The 20,150-nt window shown below is 46.1% G+C and carries 13 protein-coding genes and 1 pseudogene; 12 read left to right on the top strand and 2 right to left on the bottom strand.

Annotated features, from left to right (window positions below):
• Window positions 1–12 precede the first annotated feature (12 nt).
• From ABIE27_RS04540 to ABIE27_RS04560, 5 genes and pseudogenes are all read left to right on the top strand, one after another.
• Window positions 13–789: a class B sortase gene (locus tag ABIE27_RS04540; protein WP_123063828.1), complete on the top strand. Its 777-nt coding sequence runs from the start codon at window positions 13–15 to the stop codon at window positions 787–789.
• Window positions 790–1,011: 222 nt separating this feature from the next.
• Window positions 1,012–1,644, top strand: coding sequence for a hypothetical protein (locus tag ABIE27_RS04545; RefSeq protein WP_429350245.1), 633 nt, complete (start codon window positions 1,012–1,014; stop codon window positions 1,642–1,644).
• A gap of 271 nt (window positions 1,645–1,915) precedes the next feature.
• Window positions 1,916–2,326, top strand: a complete 411-nt coding sequence (locus ABIE27_RS04550) for a VOC family protein (protein ID WP_123063830.1) — start codon at window positions 1,916–1,918, stop codon at window positions 2,324–2,326.
• A 238-nt stretch (window positions 2,327–2,564) separates the two neighbouring features.
• Window positions 2,565–3,815, top strand: a complete 1,251-nt coding sequence (locus ABIE27_RS04555) for a TerD family protein (protein WP_429349991.1) — start codon at window positions 2,565–2,567, stop codon at window positions 3,813–3,815.
• Between the two features lie 114 nt (window positions 3,816–3,929).
• A pseudogene (locus ABIE27_RS04560) lies at window positions 3,930–4,178 on the top strand (hypothetical protein); the annotation flags it as partial.
• Window positions 4,179–4,341: 163 nt separating this feature from the next.
• Here the strand turns inward: ABIE27_RS04560 and ABIE27_RS04565 are convergent.
• The gene (locus ABIE27_RS04565; RefSeq protein WP_429349992.1) at window positions 4,342–5,103 is read right to left on the bottom strand and encodes a helix-turn-helix domain-containing protein; all 762 of its coding nucleotides are present in this window, start codon (window positions 5,101–5,103) and stop codon (window positions 4,342–4,344) included.
• A 294-nt stretch (window positions 5,104–5,397) separates the two neighbouring features.
• Here ABIE27_RS04565 and ABIE27_RS04570 point away from each other — a divergent pair, with 294 nt between their 5' ends.
• The 7 genes from ABIE27_RS04570 to ABIE27_RS04600 all read left to right on the top strand — a co-directional run bounded on the left by ABIE27_RS04570 (window position 5,398) and on the right by ABIE27_RS04600 (window position 19,164).
• Entirely contained in the window at window positions 5,398–6,498 is a 1,101-nt protein-coding gene (locus ABIE27_RS04570; RefSeq protein ID WP_429349993.1) for a BMP family ABC transporter substrate-binding protein, read from the top strand.
• A gap of 145 nt (window positions 6,499–6,643) precedes the next feature.
• Window positions 6,644–8,200 carry an ABC transporter ATP-binding protein gene (locus tag ABIE27_RS04575; protein WP_429349994.1) on the top strand — a complete coding sequence of 519 codons (1,557 nt, stop codon included), beginning with the start codon at window positions 6,644–6,646 and terminating at the stop codon, window positions 8,198–8,200.
• Complete coding sequence (locus ABIE27_RS04580; RefSeq protein WP_429349995.1) at window positions 8,197–9,246, top strand: ABC transporter permease; 1,050 nt, start codon at window positions 8,197–8,199, stop codon at window positions 9,244–9,246. Before ABIE27_RS04575 ends, ABIE27_RS04580 begins: the two co-directional genes overlap by 4 nt.
• The gene (locus ABIE27_RS04585) at window positions 9,239–10,174 is read left to right on the top strand and encodes an ABC transporter permease (protein WP_429349996.1); all 936 of its coding nucleotides are present in this window, start codon (window positions 9,239–9,241) and stop codon (window positions 10,172–10,174) included. Before ABIE27_RS04580 ends, ABIE27_RS04585 begins: the two co-directional genes overlap by 8 nt.
• A 10-nt stretch (window positions 10,175–10,184) precedes the next feature.
• Window positions 10,185–11,144, top strand: coding sequence for a nucleoside hydrolase (locus ABIE27_RS04590; protein WP_429349997.1), 960 nt, complete (start codon window positions 10,185–10,187; stop codon window positions 11,142–11,144).
• 1 nt (window position 11,145) lies between these two features.
• The gene (locus tag ABIE27_RS04595; protein ID WP_429349998.1) at window positions 11,146–12,537 is read left to right on the top strand and encodes an ADP-ribosylglycohydrolase family protein; all 1,392 of its coding nucleotides are present in this window, start codon (window positions 11,146–11,148) and stop codon (window positions 12,535–12,537) included.
• Window positions 12,538–12,867: 330 nt separating this feature from the next.
• Complete coding sequence (locus ABIE27_RS04600; RefSeq protein WP_429349999.1) at window positions 12,868–19,164, top strand: Ig-like domain-containing protein; 6,297 nt, start codon at window positions 12,868–12,870, stop codon at window positions 19,162–19,164.
• 166 nt (window positions 19,165–19,330) lie between these two features.
• On the opposite strand, the gene ABIE27_RS04605 is transcribed toward ABIE27_RS04600, so the two are convergent.
• Window positions 19,331–19,957: a hypothetical protein gene (locus ABIE27_RS04605; RefSeq protein WP_123063842.1), complete on the bottom strand. Its 627-nt coding sequence runs from the start codon at window positions 19,955–19,957 to the stop codon at window positions 19,331–19,333.
• Between the last annotated feature and the right edge of the window lie 193 nt (window positions 19,958–20,150).

Raw genomic sequence — 20,150 nt, forward strand, 5'->3', positions numbered from 1 at the left:
GGCGGTAAGAACATGAACAAAACCAAAAAAATTCTTATCGCCATTTCCTCCTTTGTGTTGGTATTTTCCCTCATCGGTGTTTCGAGAACGCTGCTGCGAGATTATGCTGAGCAACAGAAAATAGATGAGTTGGCGAACATGTGGGAGAAAGGGTCGAATAAAAACGGAGGGGATGCAATCCCCTCTTTTTTGTTCAATAAGAAGAAAAATCCAGTTATGCTCCCTGAATTTCGAGCCCTTTACGAACGGAACTCGGACATTGTGGGCTGGCTAAAGATTGGCGGCACTCGAATTGAGTACCCGGTTATGCAAAATCCACAGGATGTGGAGTATTATCTCAATCATGATTTCGATAAGAGGGAAACCCAAGGTGGCCTTCCTTTTTTGGACAGGCATAGCCAGATCAGGGGTTCAGATATTTTGCTGATTCATGGACATCATATGAAAAGTGGCTGGATGTTTAAAGATCTAATGAAATACAAAAGTGAAAGCTTTTATAAAGAGCACGTTACATTCGAGTTTAGCACGCTTTACGAAAAGGAAGAGTACGAGATTGTTGCTGTGATTCTATCCAAAGTGTATCGTAAATCAGATGACGTGTTTAAATACTATCAAATTGGGGATGTACAGACATCCACCGAGTTTGATTCATATGTTCAAAATATCAAAAAACTCGCTCTTTACGACACAGGTGTAAACGCTCAGTATGGTGATAAGCTTGTTGTACTGTCCACATGTGAATATTCGACTGAGAATGGCCGGCTAGCGGTAGTTGCTAGAAAGCGTTAAGGTCGATGACAAAACACGAAATTTTTGGGTTTCATCTCGCGTGCTCTCTTTTAGAGCACGCGATTTTTTTGTTTTATCCCCTAGCTCTTAATAAAGTTCCAGGAATGAGTTTAAACGTAGGTGGATTAGAGAAAAGAAAAGTCTTCTTTATAATGGTGATGAGGGCTATTTACGAATAAACAAGTGAATATCAGATTCTGGAGAGGGAGTTGTAATGTGACGATAGAGAATCATGCGAATATTTTGACTACTAGAGTAGAATCTATTCTTTATTATGCCAAACCGTTCTTAACCAATGAACATAGAGCAGGCTGGATCGGCGGCAATGCACCCGATTTTTTTGACGACCAATCAGAGCTCATCCATGAAGGTAACCAAAAATATGCTTTTTATCTGAGCCTTAACCACCCCTTCAAACCCGATAGCATGATTTCGATCTTTATCCCTGAAAATCGTGAAACCTATCTGGAAAATAACATCTATCCTGATTGCTCAGTCAAGGTGATTGAACATCCTGTTTCGACGGAAAGCACCCAGGAATCCTTTACTCACAAGGATCTGATAAAACACTCTATCTTATTCGGAGAACGAAGCAAGGACGAAGACTCAATGGAGCAGCCCTTTTTGATTAAGGCGGGCGGTAATCCGAGACTGATTCAGGATGAAGACTATTATTTCGCAAAACTCAAGAAAGAGTCACTGTCGTTCTTCTTCCAAGTTGATGAAGATGGTTATCCCGATACATTGATTCGAGAGGATGGCGATTATCCATTTGGTTTCGGTTCGCTATACATTTTCGCTAAAATAGGTACAGAAATACAGCATCCCGTAGCAGGTTTCTGTCAGTTTTCTTAAGTGAAATAGACGAATTTCTTAAGCGCAATAGACGAAAATCGCAAGTCATGAAGTCCTCGGTCGTCCTGTCCTCTGCAGCGGTTATTTGGGGAGAGGGGAATTGGATACCTCGTTGCTTCGAGATATGTAAGTCTTGAGAATGCCTATAAACGCTACTGACATAACGTTGTCAGTGGCGTTTTTTTATAATCAGATCAGTACAGCAAAGAAGAGAGGCAAGGAACAAGATTTAGGGAGAAATAATGAAGAAGACGAGGAAGGATGATCTATTGTGAATTTTGCTTCTGTACGCATGATTACTGAAGATGTAGATAGCCTGGTGGCGTTCTATGAGCACGTCCTTAGGGTATCGGCGGAGCGCTCTGCACCTGTATTTGCAGAGTTTGTTTTACCATCATGTACGCTTGCTATCGGGCACACCCAGACCACAGCATTATTTGGAGTCGACGCTGCAAATGCATCCAGGGCCATGAATCATCCGGTCATTTTGGAGTTTCATGTTGCTGATATCGAAGCGGAATATGAGCGCCTGAGAACATTCATTCATGATTGGGTGCAACAACCAACCACAATGCCGTGGGGAAACCGCTCGATGCTATTCCGTGATCCGGAGGGCAACTTGGTAAACTTTTTTGAACCGATAAGCAAAGAAGCGATCCAAAGATTTAATAAGAGACATTGACCCGTAAATATACGCATAAAAATCAGCTCACGTCTTGCTACGGTTTCAATAAACCAGTATACAGGGCGTTTTTTTCCTGTTTTTAGAGGGGAAAAGCAACTGATAACTACTGGCGGCAATTCAGCTCCTAAGTATTTCCTTCTTGTGGTAATATAAGTGAGTCAGTACATATTCTGCGCTTAGCGAATGAAAAGATCAGCTTGAGTACGAGACATCTATGGATAGGGAGTGATTTGGAGTGAGTCAGTTTCTTCAGATGGGGGCAAATACAACTTTAAGTTCAGCAAAAGGGAGTATCAAGATTAGCCACGAGATTTCGAATTCTATCGATGTTTCATTAACGGCCTTCCTTTTAACGGATTCTGACAAGGTACAAGGCGATAGCGGGATCATTTTTTACAATCAACCAACAAGTTCCACAGGTGTAGCCACTCTTTTACCATCCGAGCAAGTGGGCAATACAAAAGTACATAGAATTAATTTTGATATGGATAAAGTACCTGAAGGGATAACCAAAATAGCGATAACACTGACAGAGGATCAGAACACTGGATTTTCGAATGTGAAAAATCTGACAGCCGAAATATGTACTGACAGTACAATTATTCAGTTATCACCCTCTGTTTTCACAAACGAAAATGGAATCGTAGTTCTGGAATTATATCTAAGGAATGGGCAAACCAAGGCAAAATCAATCTGGCGCGGATTTAATTCCGGGCTTGAAGGATTATGTAAAAACTATGGTGTTGAGGTTGAAGCGGACGAGCCGAGCAAGCCTGCCGAACCTCAGAATACTTCCGATCAATCATCAAAAACCCCTGATTCAACAAGTGTTGCTGCTGCTGATCATAAAAATACGCAACCATCCAAGTCATCATTAAACCTTCAAAAGGTGACGGGTAAGATTAACCTCGAAAAAGGGCAAAAGTCAGTACTCATTGATAAAACACCAGAAATTACAGCTACAGTATCATGGGAGACTGGAACGGATTATGATATCTACGCTTTGGTCTACAATAAGGATGGGAAGCAGATTGATGTAGCTATGTTCGGTGCAAAGGGCGTACCTCCTCTTCAAAGCTTTGGTAACGGGGCCGTGGAACATATGGGCGATGTGGGAAGAAGCAACCAAGCCATTAAGACAGAGGTTATCAAATTAAGATTAAGAGATGATATTCTTGCCGTTGTTCCTGTCGTTTATTCAGCTCAGTCCAATGGCACCGGTTCTTTTTACCGCTATAAGGTTTCGATGAGCATTGATAATCATGAGGGGACCTCTGTTACGATCTCGGCCAATCATGCCAATAATAATGATAAGATTTATACCTGTGTTCCCGGAATACTTTATAACACGCCAGACGGCGTAATAATCAGTCCATTGGAGCTATACAGTAAACCGAATTCGGAGTTCAGGCCCAAGCTCAAGATGGGCTCTTCCAAAATGGTAGAAGTGATCATGGATAAAGGGCCGATGAATGACTATAAGTAGTAACTGGTCAGTCGAATAGAAGAAATCATTAAGCATCTACTGGTAAAAGTGATTTTAAAGCGATTTTTGATAGGATTGAAGCAGCAACGTCCCGCTTACGGTTTTAATAAACCAGTAGGTGACAGTATCACAAATGAGGGAAAAATCAGATTGATCGCAGGCACATTTAATGATGCAGTGCTTGCGGTAAACAGTGCCAAACTGTACATCGATCCTAGCGAATCAAAGATGGCGGGTGTTTCTTCTCACAATGATCGTTTTGCTGAAAAGAACGACGATTTGCGCCAGAAGAACAAAAACAGTAAAGGGGATACCTGTACAATAGGAGAAAGTGCAAGGATCGAAACAGAAAGCATGACATAGCACAACATAGTTGAACAGTTCAGACGTAAAAGCCGAATGCACCTTTGGCGGGCATTCGGCTTTTTGGTGTGCTCAGGCACAGAATAAGGACAGCTGCTTCCTCTATCCTCTGCGATCAATTCACCCCGAAGCAAAAAAATTAGATGTGAAGGTTCTCAGGGCGCTAGACGTTCTTGATCTGCAAGTTTTTGCGATAGGAACGCGGGGTTATGCCGGTCTCTCTTTTAAACATGTTGCAGAACTGAGCATCGTTCACGAATCCAGCGTCGGCAGAGACATCCGAGATGGACATCTGTGTGCCGGCAAGCAGATGCTTCGCGTAGTCCAGGCGTTTGATCAAAATATATCGAGAAGGGGAGGCTCCGTATTTCTCTTTGAACAGATGCCGGAAGCGATCATAGCTATATCCGGACATGTCGGCTAACATCTCGATGGAGAGGCGTTGTGTGAAGTGTTCATTCATATAAGCAAGCACATGCTGGAGCCGATCTCCCGAGAACAGAGGATACATGCTGTTACCTCCGCGATGAAGCAAGTGCAGTAGCATGTGGTGCAAACGGTCGTTCAGGTAGTCCTGAGCTTTTTCACCTCGCCGTGTATATTCCGTGTTCAACTGCAGCATGTAGTTATGGATGCTATACTCCCTATCATCTTGATGCATGCCTTGCAGCTCGGCAATTTCAGACATATCCGTCTGAAATCCAACGAAAAGCACCTCAGCGTCACCGCGGTGATCCTCATCATGCTGTTGATGTGGCGGGATGAGCGCATAGGTTCCAGCTTGAAAATGGTAGTTATGCTCTCCAATCATGGATGTCCCGTTCCCTTTAAAATAATAAACCAACTCATAACATTCATGGTGATGAGGGATGATATGTGTGAACCGGGCATGTTCGGCTCTGACAACATATAGAACTTGATCCATTATTGTTTTCCCCCTAATTTCGACAATTAGCCGAATCGTACAAAAAAGCGACCGAAATCATATAAATATAATGGCTTGATTTTGTTATGATCATACTCATAAACGAATGTTAAACAGAAGTGATAGTTTATACGTTCGGTTATAGCTGTAAAGAAAACGCATTACAATTCAGAATTAGGCTGTAAATCACCTGATTTATAAAGCTGGGCTGTAAGCACTACAGATTATCCATGATTTTAACAACAAACAGGGGTGTGAGTAAAGAAGATGAAGAAGAATGCGTTGGTGATTTGTATGGTAGCGTTGTTGTTGCTTCTGTCTGCATGTGGGGGTACGAAGGGAACAACAGGTGAAACGGGTCCAGCAGGAACGGACAATGGCGGCGAGCAGACCGATCAATTGAAAGTCGTATTGCTGATTCCAGGCACACTGGGAGATAAATCCTTCTTCGACGCTGCTAATCATGGTCTGGAGTTAGTTAAGTCCGAACTGGGTGCTAAGACCAAGGTCATTGAAATGGGTACAGACAAAACGAAGTGGGAACCAACATTTAACGATATTTCTGCTGAGGACTGGGACATCGTCATTTCTGGTGGCTCTGAAATTACAGAAATGTTTAATGCGGCTGCGGAGCAGCATGCTGACAAAACGTTCATCAACTATGATACGGATATCGAAGACGCCCCGGCTAATGTATATAATATGTCCTATTCTACAAATGAAGTATCTTTCCTGGCAGGAGCGGTTGCGGCGCTCGCGACCAAGTCGGACATGCCAAACGCGAACAAGGACAACCTGATCGGCTTCCTGGGTGGTATGGATATTCCGGGAATCAATGCTTTTCTCGTGGGTTACATCGAGGGAGCCAAATACGTAGATCCGAATATTAAGGTCGCTGTATCCTATGCAGGAGATTTCGTTAATCCAGCCAAAGGAAAAGAGCTTTCGCTTATTCAATATAACTCGGGAGTTGACGTGATTTTCAACGTTGCAGGTGGAACTGGGCTGGGCATTTTTGATGCAGCTAAGGAAAAATCCAAGTACGCCATCGGCGTGGACTCTGACCAGGCTGCGTTGCTCAAAGAGACAGACCCTGCCAAAGCTAACCTTATCATTACCTCTGCGATCAAAAAGATCGACACTTCGATTTTGGAAGCCGTGACCCGGGCGAAAGAGGGCAAGCTGGAGACAGGAAAGCGCCAGGTGATGGGCTTCGTAGAGAACGGTGTTGGCATTGCGGAGAATGACATCTATACAAGTGTATTCCCTGTTGATCTGCAAGCGAAGGTAGAAGAGATCAAGAAAAAACTCGAAAATAAAGAGATTAAGGTATCCAATGCAATGGGCATGGAGACATCGGAGATTGAAGCGATCCGTAATAGCGTGAAGCCATAAGTATAAGCTTTCGTTTCCTAGATAGGATCATCGGAGAGAAATAATCGAGTTAAATGTTGTACAGCTGGAGATGTAGTCATGATTATTGATGCATTTTCGGCTGTATATTTTTTGTGCAAACTGCTAGTAGAGAGGAGCAACCTTCATGTCCGGCGCACTGTTGGAAATGCGTAATATTTCAAAGGTTTACCCCAATGGGGTGGTCGCTAACAAGAATGTTCAGTTCTCCTTGCAGGAGGGAGAAATTCATGCCATAGCCGGGGAGAACGGGGCAGGCAAGTCTACATTGATGAAGATGATGTTTGGCATGGAAGAGCCGAGCGAAGGCGAGATTTTGTTAAAAGGAAAACAGATCAAGCTTGGCAACCCGCAGGATGCTATTGCGCTTGGAATCGGTATGGTGCATCAACACTTCATGCTCGTTCCTTCCTTCACCGTGGCTGAGAATATGGTGCTCGGCATGGAGCCGAGACGCGGTGTTGGCATTCATTATGCAGAAGCTGTCCGTATGACGGAGGAAACGGCGCGCAAGTACAATCTGTCCGTGAATCCAAGAGCCAAGGTTGAGGATTTGAGTGTAGGGATGAAGCAAAAGGTAGAGATTTTGAAAGCTCTGCTACGCGGTGCAGAAATACTCATTCTGGATGAGCCTACAGCTGTACTAACTCCACAGGAGACAGAAGAATTGTTCCGAGAGTTGAAACTGCTGAAAGAGAAAGGACATACGATTGTGTTTATCTCGCACAAGCTGAAAGAAGTGAAAGCGATCTGCGATAGAATTACCATTTTGCGTGGCGGACGTACAGAGGGTGTGTTTAACATTGCAGATGTTACAGAACAGGAAATATCACGGCTAATGGTTGGACGGGATGTTGTGCTCAAGTATGACAAGACGCAGAAGAGTTATGGTAAGCCTGTACTGTCTGTGCAGAACTTAGGGGCAATTGATCCCGAGGGCAAGGCACTGTTGTCGGATATCAGCTTTCATGTTCGAGCAGGGGAAATCGTCGGAATCGCTGGTGTGGAAGGCAACGGGCAAAGTCAACTTGTTGAAGCACTGACCGGAAGTTTAGGGAACCGCTATGCAGGCGGCAAGGTCGAAATGAAGGGAAGGGATATTCGTTCACTCGGTATCCAAGAGATTCGTGGTCTGGGTGTCTCCTACATTCCGGAAGACCGGATGCGTCAGGGGTCAGCTGGTGAGGCGAGTATTGCAGACAATCTGATCTCTACCCGTTATCGTTCGAAATCGCTGAATAGAGGGCCACTTCTTAGCAAGTCCTCCATTCAAAAGCTGGCAAGTTCTCTGGTGGAGGAGTTCAAGGTCCGGTGCTCAGGCCCATCACAGCCAATCGGTATGTTGTCAGGGGGGAATATGCAAAAGGTGGTCGTTGCCCGTGAATGCTCGACCGACCCGGATCTGCTCATTGCAGAGCAGCCTACGCGGGGGGTGGACATTGGAGCGGCGCAGTTTATCCATCAGAAGTTGCTGGAGCTACGGGATGCGGGCTCTGCGATTGTGCTTGTGTCGGCTGATCTGAATGAAATTCTGGAAATGAGTGACACACTGCTTGTGTTATATGACGGCAAGATTGCCGCCCGGTTGGACTCGCCGTCAAGTGTCAGCGAAGAGGAGCTGGGTCTCTACATGCTTGGGATTCGTGAGCAACAGGAGCAGTATGAGGAGGAGGCTTCCCCATGATCCGATTAAAATATTTTGAAGTATACCGCACGGCAGCAGTCATTCTTATTTCTTTAGCTATTGCATTTATTATTATCTCTCTGGTGAGCAGCCAGCCTGTAGAGACCATTCGCGTCTTCCTGTTTGAGCCGCTGTCCACCTTAAGCCGAATGGGCAATGTTGTGGAAATGGCAATCCCGCTCATGTTTACAGGGCTGTCGGTGTCACTCCTGTTTAAGACGAACATGTTTAATTTGGGTGCTGAAGGTATCTTCTATATCTCGGGCATTGTTGCAGCTATTCTGGCTATTCATCTAAGTATGAATGGTATATTGCACCCGATTGTGGCGATTGGAGCGGGTTCGATTGTGGGTGCACTGCTCTCAGCTATTCCCGGTTATCTAAAGGCTAAATGGAATGCCAATGAACTGGTCACATCACTGATGTTTAATAGCATCTTTTTTGGAATTGGCTTGTATCTGTTGAACTATCACCTGCGGGATGCCAAAGCGTTCTCGAATGTATCTTATAAATTTGCGGAAACTGCACAACTGGATAAAATATTGCCAGGCACACGGCTGCATACCGGACTGATCATTGTGCTGGTGTTGATTGTTCTTGCTCACTATTTCATGTATCGCACGAAGTGGGGATATGAGCTGCGCATGACGGGAGCCAACCGCGAATTTGCTGGGTACTCCGGTATGAAGACAGCAAAAGTCATCATTCTGGTGCATTTAATTGCAGGTTTTATCGCCGGTATGGGTGGATCGGTCGAGGTGCTGGGCATGTATAATCGCTTCCAATGGACGGCATTGCCGGGATATGGACTGGATGGTGCACTTGTGGCGATGCTTGCAAAGAACAATCCTCTTTCCGTCATTGGTGCTGCACTCTTCCTGGCCTATATTCGTATCGGTGCGGATCTGATGGCGCGTTTGTCAGATGTGCCTTCCGAGATGATCTCCATTATTCAAGCAGTCATTATTTTGCTGATCTCTGCGGAGCAGTTCTTGAAGTTCTGGAAGAATCGGATGCTGCTGAAGGAGGCCAAACTGCATGAATAGCTTGCTGAACATCATTTTAACGACGGATTTTGCCTTCTCTGTATTACGGGTTACTACTCCGATTTTGTTCGCGGCTTTAGGTGCATTGATCTCCAATCGAGCGGGGATCATCAATATCGGTATGGAGGGCATTATGCTAGTATCTGCGCTTGCTGGAGTTGTGGTCAGTTCCTACACAGCTAGCGCCTGGATTGGATTGCTCGGTGCTGTCCTCTCGGGTACGGCAATTGCCGGAATGCTTGCTTTTTTCACCCTGAAGTTCAAGACACATATTATTCTGGGCGGCGTTGCCATTAATATGTTTGCATCAGGGGGGACGGTATTTTTACTGTACTTGCTTAGTGGAGACAAAGGTTCATCCACGTCTTTGCCGAGCAAGGTGCTACCTAGTATAGACATTCCGCTGTTGCAACAAATTCCGGTGCTTGGCCCGATTCTGTCAGGGCATCATATTTTGACGTATGCTTCCATTCTAGCCGTTATTGCCGTCTATTATTTATTAAAACGTACGCCACTAGGTCTGCAAATTCGTTCCGTCGGCGAGAATCCGCATGCGGCACAGTCGGTTGGTGTCAGTGTCGTGAAGATTCAGTATATGGCTTTGCTACTAAGTGGATTCTTCGCCAGTTTGGGCGGGGCCTACATGTCGATGGGATATTTGTCTCTGTTCACCAGAGATATGATTGCTGGACGGGGCTGGATTGCCATCGCAGCGGAGTCCATGGGACGCAGTACAACGGTAGGTACAGCCTTGACTTCACTGCTCTTCGGTGGAGCGGAGGCGCTGGCCAATGCACTGCAAGTGCTCAAGATACCAGCTGAGCTGATCGGTACATTGCCTTATGTGGCTACTGTGATCGGACTAATTGTTTATGCGATTGCTGAGACACGCAAGAAGAGACGTAAACTCGCACAAAAAACGAACTGAGGAGATAACGATGACGAAACCTATTATTATTGACTGTGACCCAGGACACGACGATGCAATTGCCATTTTGCTGGCGCTGGCTCACCCTGAGCAGCTGGAGATTAAGGGCATCACAACGGTGGGTGGTAACCAGACCTTAGAGAAGATTACGAATAATGCACTCAAAATTCTCAGTTTTGTCGGGGCTAACGTCCCGGTAGCGAAAGGTGCGAAAGGGCCGTTGTTGGGTGCCTTGGTGACCGGAGAGGAAGCTCATGGCGAATCGGGAATGGATGGCCCTGTACTGCCGCCAAGTCGTTTTCGTGCCATCGAGGTAGGTGCTGTAGAGTTTATACGTCATCAGTTGCTGTCTTCGGATGAGCCGATCACCCTTGTGCCAATTGGACCGTTGACCAATATTGCTACCCTGATTCGGGCGTATCCTGAACTGAAATCACGGATTGCTGGCATTTCCATGATGGGTGGAGGCATTGCCTATGGAAATGTGACACGTACAGCAGAGTTTAACATCTACGTTGATCCGGAAGCAGCCCAAATTGTATTTGAATCAGGGATTCCGATCACGATGAGTGGACTGGATGTGACGGATAAAGCGGCTATTTTTGACGAAGAGATTGAAGCTTTGAAAATACGCGGCCCTGTATCAGTTATGGTTGGAGAACTACTGGACTTCTACTCGATTTACGGCAAAAAGATGGGTTACCATGGCAATGCCCTGCATGATCCGTGTGCCATTGCATGGCTGCTACAGCCCGAGTTGTTCCACAGCAAAATGCTGGATGTGACGATTGAAACACAGGGAACATACACACGCGGAATGACCGTGGGCGACTTGCGCACGAAGACAGATCGTGAGCCTAACGTGAATGTGCTGCTGGATGTTAACCGTGATGCGTTCATTCGTCTCATCTATGATGCACTTGCTATTCTGGACGCTCGTGTACAGCAATCTCCACAAGGGGATTCGTAATATGGCAGGGTGGACTGACCTGCGGGAGACGGTGCGACTTGAACTGCTTCAACGTGGTGAGGAAGGCTGTGACACTCAGGGATTTATGCAAAAGTGGGGCGAGGCCGCTGATGATGAGAGCAAGCTGTTGCAACTCTACCAAGAACTGATGGAACTCCAGGTGTCCGCTGATTTTCCTTTTGCAGAACCCTCGGGTCTCGAAGATATTCGTGCCTTGCGCCCAGAGGGGCCACGTGAGCTTCAAGCCGACTGGAGTGAGCAAGTATGGCGGGATAAATTCTACGGGGCTTGGCTCGGGCGGAGTGTCGGATGTGCACTAGGGAAGCCACTGGAGCACCCGGATTATCTCTACGGTAAGGATGGACGCCCAGGCTGGGAAAATATTGAGCTTTGGTTCAAGGGAGCTGATGCCTGGCCGATTCGAGGGTATACTCCTGAACATTCCCGTGCGGAGAACGAGTATGGCTTGAGTTTGACAGAACTGGGGCCTTTAAGTGTCCGAGAGAAAATTCGGTTTATGGAGAGCGATGATGATATTCGTTACACGATACTAGGCTTGCTGTTGCTGGAGGAAAAAGGCCTGGACTGGGATTCGTGGGATATCGGAAAACTGTGGCATCACCGTCTCACATACAGTCAGGTATGTACAGCGGAGACACAAGCATACATGAACTTTGCCCAGGAGACTTCGCACCTGAAGTCGGATAAACCTGCGGATTGGACACTACGCCAGGAACGTGTACGTATGCATCTCAATCCATACCGCGAGTGGATCGGAGCTGCAATCCGCGCTGACGGATTGGCATATGGTGTAGCCGGACGACCTGAACTGGCAGCCGAACTTGGCTGGAGAGATGCCTCTTTTTCTCATGCCAAGAATGGTATTTATGGTGAGATGTTGAATGCAGCGATGATCGCTGCGGCGTTTGTGGAAAATAATAGCGAGCGCATTGTGGAAATCGGACTCAGCGAGATTCCACACACAAGCCGACTGGCCGCCGATGTGCTTCAAGGCATGGAGATCGGACTCTCGGCTCGCAGTGAGCGGGAACTGGTAAGCCGGATCTGGGATACGTTCAGTCATTATGATGCGGTGCATACCAATAACAATGCTGCACTGGTAGCAGCATCGCTGGTGTATGCTGGCAATGATTTTGAGAAGGCGGTTGTCACGTCTGTTTATGGTGGGCTCGACACCGATTGTAATGGAGCTACGGTTGGCTCGATCATGGGTGCGCGCCTTGGTGCGGCACAGTTGCCCGAATCATGGACAGCTCCACTAAACGACACGCTGTACGCCGATCTGGTTGGATTCGATCCGGTGTTGATCTCTTCCTGTGCTGAACGCAGCTATCAGGTGTTTTTGAAGCTTCGCAATCAAGCGCGTAACTAAGGCAACGATGATTTATCCCATCATAAAATAGAACTCGAATGACCTCACTTAAAACTGTGTAGCCTTAGGATGTTTCCTAAGGCTTTTTTGTTGTTCAGTATTTGTTTAGAGTCAGGGGTTATACTAAATCTCGCTAATCATCTTTGATATAGAAAGTAGGTCATAAACAATAATAGATTCAGTAGATTGCTTTGTTGAGTCACGTTTGTAGATCAGACACAAGAATTCCCTATAGCACGTTAACTGGGTTGCATATATGAAAGGGGATTCAGAATTATCTACAGCAAAGAAACCAGTTACATTTTAATTTTATATGGAGGCAAAAAGGATATGACCAAAGGCATCAACAAAATCATTTCTATTGTGCTTACGGTATGCTTAATCCTGGGAGGGAGTAGCCTATCTGCATTATTAGGTTCCGTAGCCTATGCAGATAACGCTCCAACCACAGCAGAGGCGAACTACAAACAATACCGTGTGAAGTTAACGGCCGATCCGGTCACAGATACAGCACCTGCTGGTTTCGGTACAGCTGCCTCAGATGGACGGATCTGGACAGACAAGAGTGTTACGGCAGAGAATGATGGTACATTCAACATCCAGTTATCTGCACTAGCACAAGAATATATGACATCTAGCTCGACCAATCCAGGTGTCGGGGGCAATAGTAACGCAAACGGCTCAGCGGCAGATGTGACTTTTATTATGGATATGAGTTCTTCAATGGGTAGCCGCAGTGGTAGAGAAATTGCTGCAAAAGCGGGGGATCCAGGAATCTATTATCGCGTCGAAGCCATGGCTAATGCTGCAAATGAAGCCATTCGTACAGTTATGAACGCGAATCCCAACAACCGTGTTGCGGTATATTGGTTCGGCGGGTCCGCTTCCTCCAGTCATCTGGGTACGTTTATGGAACTGGGACATTACGAGTTTAGTTCGGGTCACGGAACGGAAGATTATCTGAAATATACCGATAGCAACCAAACGGTCACTCTGAATAGTAATTTAACCAGGGATGGCAGTGCCGTTGGAGCACAAACCGCAGTTCCTCTGGGAGGAGGAACGCCAACGCAGGATGGCATCATGTACGGGGTCTCGAAGACAATGGGGAAAGTGGGAACGAAGGGATCAGGCCCAAAGCGGCAGCCATACTTATTCCTTTTATCTGACGGGGCAGCAATTCATGCCAAAAAAGCATGGTTTTCTTCGCCAAAAGGCAAATCATTTGAGACTGACTTTGCCAATGCGGTAACGGATGCTACAACGATTGCTAATTACAATCAGAGTGGAACGGATGGTAGCAAGTATGTGCCAGCTACAGCCGGTACTAGTTTGGCAAATACAGGTGATCCGGAAATTGCTGCGTTAACCATTCTTACCGGTGCATATATGAAGGATCTTATGGATCGTAAATACACCGAATACAATGGGGGAGAAGCCACTCAGGCCAAAGTGTATACTGTAGGGTTGGGTTCCACAACGGCGATCAATGGACCGTATAACGGTAACGAACCTGTGTATGCGTGGGCAGGACTTGACCCGAAACGAGTCAACGAGAATAAGGAAGATAGTAGTTATAATTATGGTACCGCCAAGAACACATATGACAAATTGAGGGCATATGCATCTCAGGCGCCTAATGGATTTAACTATGCAAATTCATTTGTATACAGTAGTTATTACACATTTGCCCCAACGTATGACATTGTGAAATCAGCTTTCTCTGGTTTAACCAATGATGTTGAGGCTACCACAACGATACTTCCGCTTCTCAACATACCGGAAACCACGGATCTGGGGAACGGTTCGGAAACGGCGGATATCGCCAGTGCTATCGTTGTTGCAGATGAAATCAGCAATGATTTTGCTGTGGATCTGTCCACGTTAAAAATCGGGGATGCTGTTGCGACAGCGGACACAAGTACGACCATAAACGGTGGTACAGCGTATGCATTCGCGGGGTATGGAAGTAAGGCGGTCATTAAAACAGTCGCAGGCGTTAGCAGTCTTACATGGTATATTGACGCAGATGATATGCAATCGCATATTTACCGCTTCAAAAACCGGACAAGTCCGCAGCCTGGAGATTATAGCGCGCCAGCAGGCGGTTCTTTTAAAATCAGCTATAAAGTAAAACCGACATTTCAGGTAGCACCTGATCAGGTGGGGGACATATCCCGTTACGTCAATTCCGGTAGTGCGAGTGATGGAGCCAAGACGGCAGCGTACTTCCTCCCACCTGCGGACAGTCCCTATTATCAGGCTTTAACAAGTAAGCAGACCATTTCCAAAACGGGTGGAATTGGCGCAACGTATGTAACCGAGGAATCACTGAATAATGGCAAGGCCATCATGAGACTTGGAAACAACGGGAAGCTTGATTTGCAGATGGGGATTATGAAGACAGGCCCGGTAACCGTTCCAATTAACGGGAATATAGTTTATAAAGTGACCATTTATAACTATACAAATACAGCTATTACAGGGCTCAGCGTCACTAGCGATGGCCAAACCCAAACAGGGATTGATGTTCCGGCCAATGACAGCAAGGTGCTTACTTTTACGAAAACTGCACCTGGTACGCCACAGACGTTGGATAGCGATACTGCTGTCATTTCGGGAATTAACCTTGTATCCAATACGGTATCTACAGATGTAACCAATGTGACCACAGCTGTAATCAACACGCATGTTATTGGAGCTGTTGGGGGTACATCTGTAGGCGATGCCACCTATAACATTGGTGATTCTGCAACAATCACAGCTACTCCAAATCAGGGCTATACATTCGTAGGATGGTATGACAACCAATTAGGAACAGGGACTCCTGTAAGTGCGGATGCAGCTTATCAGTTCAATGTCCAGACGAATCAGGATTACTATGCAAAGTTCACATCGCTACCAGTAGCTCATGACGATACTTATAGCGTTGTGAAAGGAGAAACACTCAGTGTTCCAGTGGAAGAGGGCATATTGCTTAACGATACAGATGGCGATGGGCGCACACTTACCGCTGTAAGTATCAGTTCAATCAGTGATGAAGGCAAGGGTACACTGAATGTATATTCAAATGGATCCTTCACCTTCGTGGCGGAAGCAGAAGCATCGGGTAGTGTGACGTTCACCTACAAAGCTAGTAATGGTTCTGCCCTATCGAATGAAGCGACGGTAACGATTAACATTACACCACCTGCGCATAAGCCAACCGCGAAAAACGACAGCTACAACGTTAATAGCGGGGACACGCTGGACGTTCCGGCGGAGACGGGCTTGCTCTCTAACGATACCGATGATGAGCTTCATCCGCTCACAGTGGACCATGTCAGTTCGCTTACCGAATCGGGCAAAGGTACACTGCATGTGAACCCGGACGGATCGTTCACCTTCGTTGCGGAGGCAAATGCTTCTGGTAATGTAACGTTTACTTACCAGGCTTATGATGGAACGGCTTATTCAAACACAGCTACGGTTACAATCACTATTAAAGTGCCGATCACGACTCATGTCATTGGTAATGTTGGGGGCACAACAGACGGTGACGGTGTCTACGCGCTTGGTGAAACGGCAACGGTTACGGCAATTCCAGCTTCCGGTTATGCCTTTGCAGGATGGTATGACAACGAGGAAGGTACAGGTACACCTGTAAGTACCGATAAAGTTTATCCCTTGACGGTTTCCTCAGCTGGAGACTATTATGCAAAATTCAGTAAGCTGTCTACAGCTGAGAATGACAGCTATCAGGTAGTGAAGGGCCGTACGCTGAACGTTCCTGCGGCAACCGGCATTCTATCGAATGATAACGTTGTAGGGAACGGTACACTTACTGCCGTGAACATCAGCTCCCTGAGTGATACAAGCAAGGGCACACTGAATGTTAACACCGATGGGTCATTTACGTTCGTGCCAGCTGGAGAAATATCTGGCAGTGTGACGTTCACTTATCAGGCCTTTGATGGAGTAGGTAATTCCAACGAAGCCACGGTGACAATCACATGTATCAACCCTAGTATTGATGGAACAATCAGAGATAAAGAGACCCAGAATCCGGTATCTGGTGCTACCGTAATTTTGCGTGACCTTGCAGGTAAAGAGAAGGGGCGTATTACGACCGATGCTAATGGGAAGTACAATTTTGAAGACGTCGTCATCAATAATTATATTTTGGAAGTTGTACGTGATGGATATAGCCCAGCGCATAGAGAAGTCTCTGTGTCTACAGCAAATGTTAATGGAAACGGACATATCACCGAAGATTTTGAACTTGTGGATTACGACATAACATTAACAGCCAACCCCTCATCCATACTTGGTAATGGTACGGCTACATCCGTATTTAAGACGGTGATAACCGATAAAGAGGGGCGTCCTCAGGCAGGCGTTGAGGTTTTATTTGAAGTACCGAATACAACGTACGGTCATTTTACTGGGAATACCAATACGATAAAGGTTCTGACGGATGCACAAGGCGTTGCAAAAACAACCTTTACTGCAGCGGTTCTTGGGGGTGCGGGATCGGTATCCATACCACTGACGGCAACAGTTGATGATAGCCAAAAGGGTATCCAGGTTAGCGACACAATCTATATTACAATTACTCCTGGGGTTATTACAGGTGTTGTCACAGACCAGGCAGGACATCCGCTAGCAGGTTCCACGATCAAAGTAAGTAAAGATTTTAACGGAGATGGCATTGCTGATTTTCATGCCGTTGCCATTACAGGAGTTGACGGGGCATACACCATTGCTATACCGCAGGGGAATGTGACGTATGATGTATCGATTACAAAGCTGGTTGAATTCAGCGGTCAGAAGAAATCTGTCACGTTTAATCAGAATGTCCCCGTAAACGGAAGTGTGGATGGCCATTCCTTTGATGCGAATAAAACGGTATCAGGTGTTGTACTGGTTGGTAAAACACAAGGTGCATCCGCAATGCTCGATGGGACTGTGGGCGGTGGATACAACGTATTGATCAATGATGGCAATGGCGATCATACAGGTCAAGTTAACCAGAACGGAACTTTTAATATCGACAGTGTACTCAAGGGCAACTATACGGCAAAAGTCATCTATAACATTCCGCTTCCAGGAGGCGGGACACAACCTATTGTTGTTGGTCATATAAATACCGAGATTAATTCGGACGGACAGATCAGCATCAGTGAAGTGCTTATTGACCCGTACGGTACAATTACGGATTCCGTGACAGGTCAGCCGATAACCGGTGCTGTTGTTACACTTCATTACAGTAACGGAACGGTTGTTAACTTGCCACCGGTGAATAGCTTCCCACCAGCGGATAATGCCAACCCGCAGACAAGTGATGCGACAGGGCAGTATGCCTTTATGGTATTTCCGCATACGGACTATTATTTAACTGCGAAGAAGGCAGGATATAAAGATTTCGATAGCAGAGCTGTTGATCCAAGCCAACCGCTGATTCATGTGGGTACGGATATTGTGCTGTATAACTTTAGCATGATACCTCTGCCACCATCTGGAGGAACAGGAACAGGAACAGGAACGAGTCCGGGTGCACCCAACTCACCGACAACTTCTACTCCACCAGCAACTGTTCCAACAACTACGATGCCTACGGAATCTATCGATCTCGCTACAGCGATCCTAGTTGACAAAATGAAGGGTGGGGAAGGAGATACCCTTACCTTCACCGTGATCTATGCCAATAAAACCTCGGTCGATGCCGATGGTGTGTATATCAAAGCTAAGATCCCTTCAGGGCTAAGTTTGGTTGATGCGAACGGCGGTACTTTGACAGATCAGGAACTCAATTGGAATGTTGGTAAGCTGGCGGGAGGAACGCAAGGTAAGCTAACGTTCAAACTAAAGGTTAACGAAATGAGCGAAGGCGAAGATTTCGGGACCATAACGGCTAGTATAGGCACGGATCACAAGCTTACGCTTACGAATACACAAGATGATGCATCCTTGATCAAGGTGATGTTGTATTCTAACCGTTATGAACATAAGCATGCCCGTTACATTATGGGATATCCAGATGGCAACGTTAAACCTGGACGACTCATTACCCGTGCAGAGATTGCTGCCATCTTTGCCCGGACACTGCAATTGCAAGATGAGGTTCACCACGTTCAGTTATTTAGCGATGTTGCTACAAGTTACTGGGGAGCCGATTATATCGAAGCAGTTGTAAACAAAGAGATATTTAAAGGTTATGCGGATAACACGTTCAAGCCGGATCAACCTATCACACGGGCAGAACTGGCAACAGCCATTGCTCGTTATCTGGGAGTTGCAAGAGAGCTGAAGATGAACAATATATTGAGAATCAGCTCGTTCACCGATATTGAGGTAAGCTGGGCGGAGCAGTCTATCGATGAGGTTTACCGTTTTGGCTTCCTATCAGGTTACCAAAATGGCTCTTTCCAACCAAACAGTCAGCTTACCCGAGAGGAAGCTGTCAAAATGATCAATGGGATGCTGTACAGAGGCCCACTGACCGGGGCCCAAGCTTCTTATCCAGATAATCTTTTGGGCAGATGGTCATTCGGACATCTTGAGGAAGCGACAAGAACGCATACGTATAAAATCAATCCAGATGGCTCCGAAACCATGTTAAAATACATTCCGGAAGATCTGTGGTAAATTTCGCTTCAATAACATGGTCAAGCAGATGAAGTGTATCTTTTAGGAATGCTTCATTACAGGGAAAAACGAAAAGAAGCCGAGGAAGGGTGAATCCCTTCTTCGGCTTTTTTACATAACATCGTAATGATTGATCATAGCCCTGTAGCCCCGAGTATCAATCCTCTTAGCGACCGCCCGTATTGGAAGCCCAGACAGGAATCCCGCTATTCGGATAATTTGCGTTGGTCAAGGTAGTGTTGTAGAGTACCAAGTTACCATCATTTTGCATGATAAGAGTATCACCCGCTGTATCAACTGGCAGCGTGTTGCCATGGTGGCCGGGAATCCACGCTTCCTTATTCATAGACCAGACAGCTACTAGTTTGGATGTATCAGGTACCAGAACTTTATCCCATCCTGGGCTCCACACATAATCATATCTGAATGTGACAGGATTATAAACGTAGCGATAAGCGTACTGATAAACGTCTTTATACACCCATCCATACCCGTAAATTATAGGTTTACCATACTGTTGATTAAATTGGAAAGTTTGAGCCATGCTATTGCTTGTTCCACTGGCCCAGATCGAAGAACCATTCTGGTAGATTACAAAATTTCCGTCATTTTGCCAGATCGCTGAAAACCTACCATCCTGCGAGGTGAGGTAGTCCCCCTTTTGCATGTTCTGGCCGACCAGCAGTTTATCTCCAAGGTAGCCTGCGGAAGCCGTTGTAGGTACAGCAAAGGCTAGGATCAACAAACACGCGATCAAAATGCGGAACGATTTAGGGAAAAATAGCTTTTTCATTGGACACTCTCCTATATTCCTTAGAATGGTTGATGCAAATTGCGTAGTACAACAAACGCTTACGGGTATTGCCGTAATGCAACATAGCGTTCGGTCAGAAGTGGTGAAAGAGCAATCAACACATCCCCCAGTGGTAATTCATGGGACAGCCATATGTACAGTGCTCTCAGGGTCACCTCCTTTAATGGAAATC

The organism is Paenibacillus sp. 4624 (genome assembly GCF_050435065.1).
In the GTDB taxonomy this organism is placed as follows: Bacteria; Bacillota; Bacilli; order Paenibacillales; family Paenibacillaceae; genus Paenibacillus; species Paenibacillus amylolyticus_D.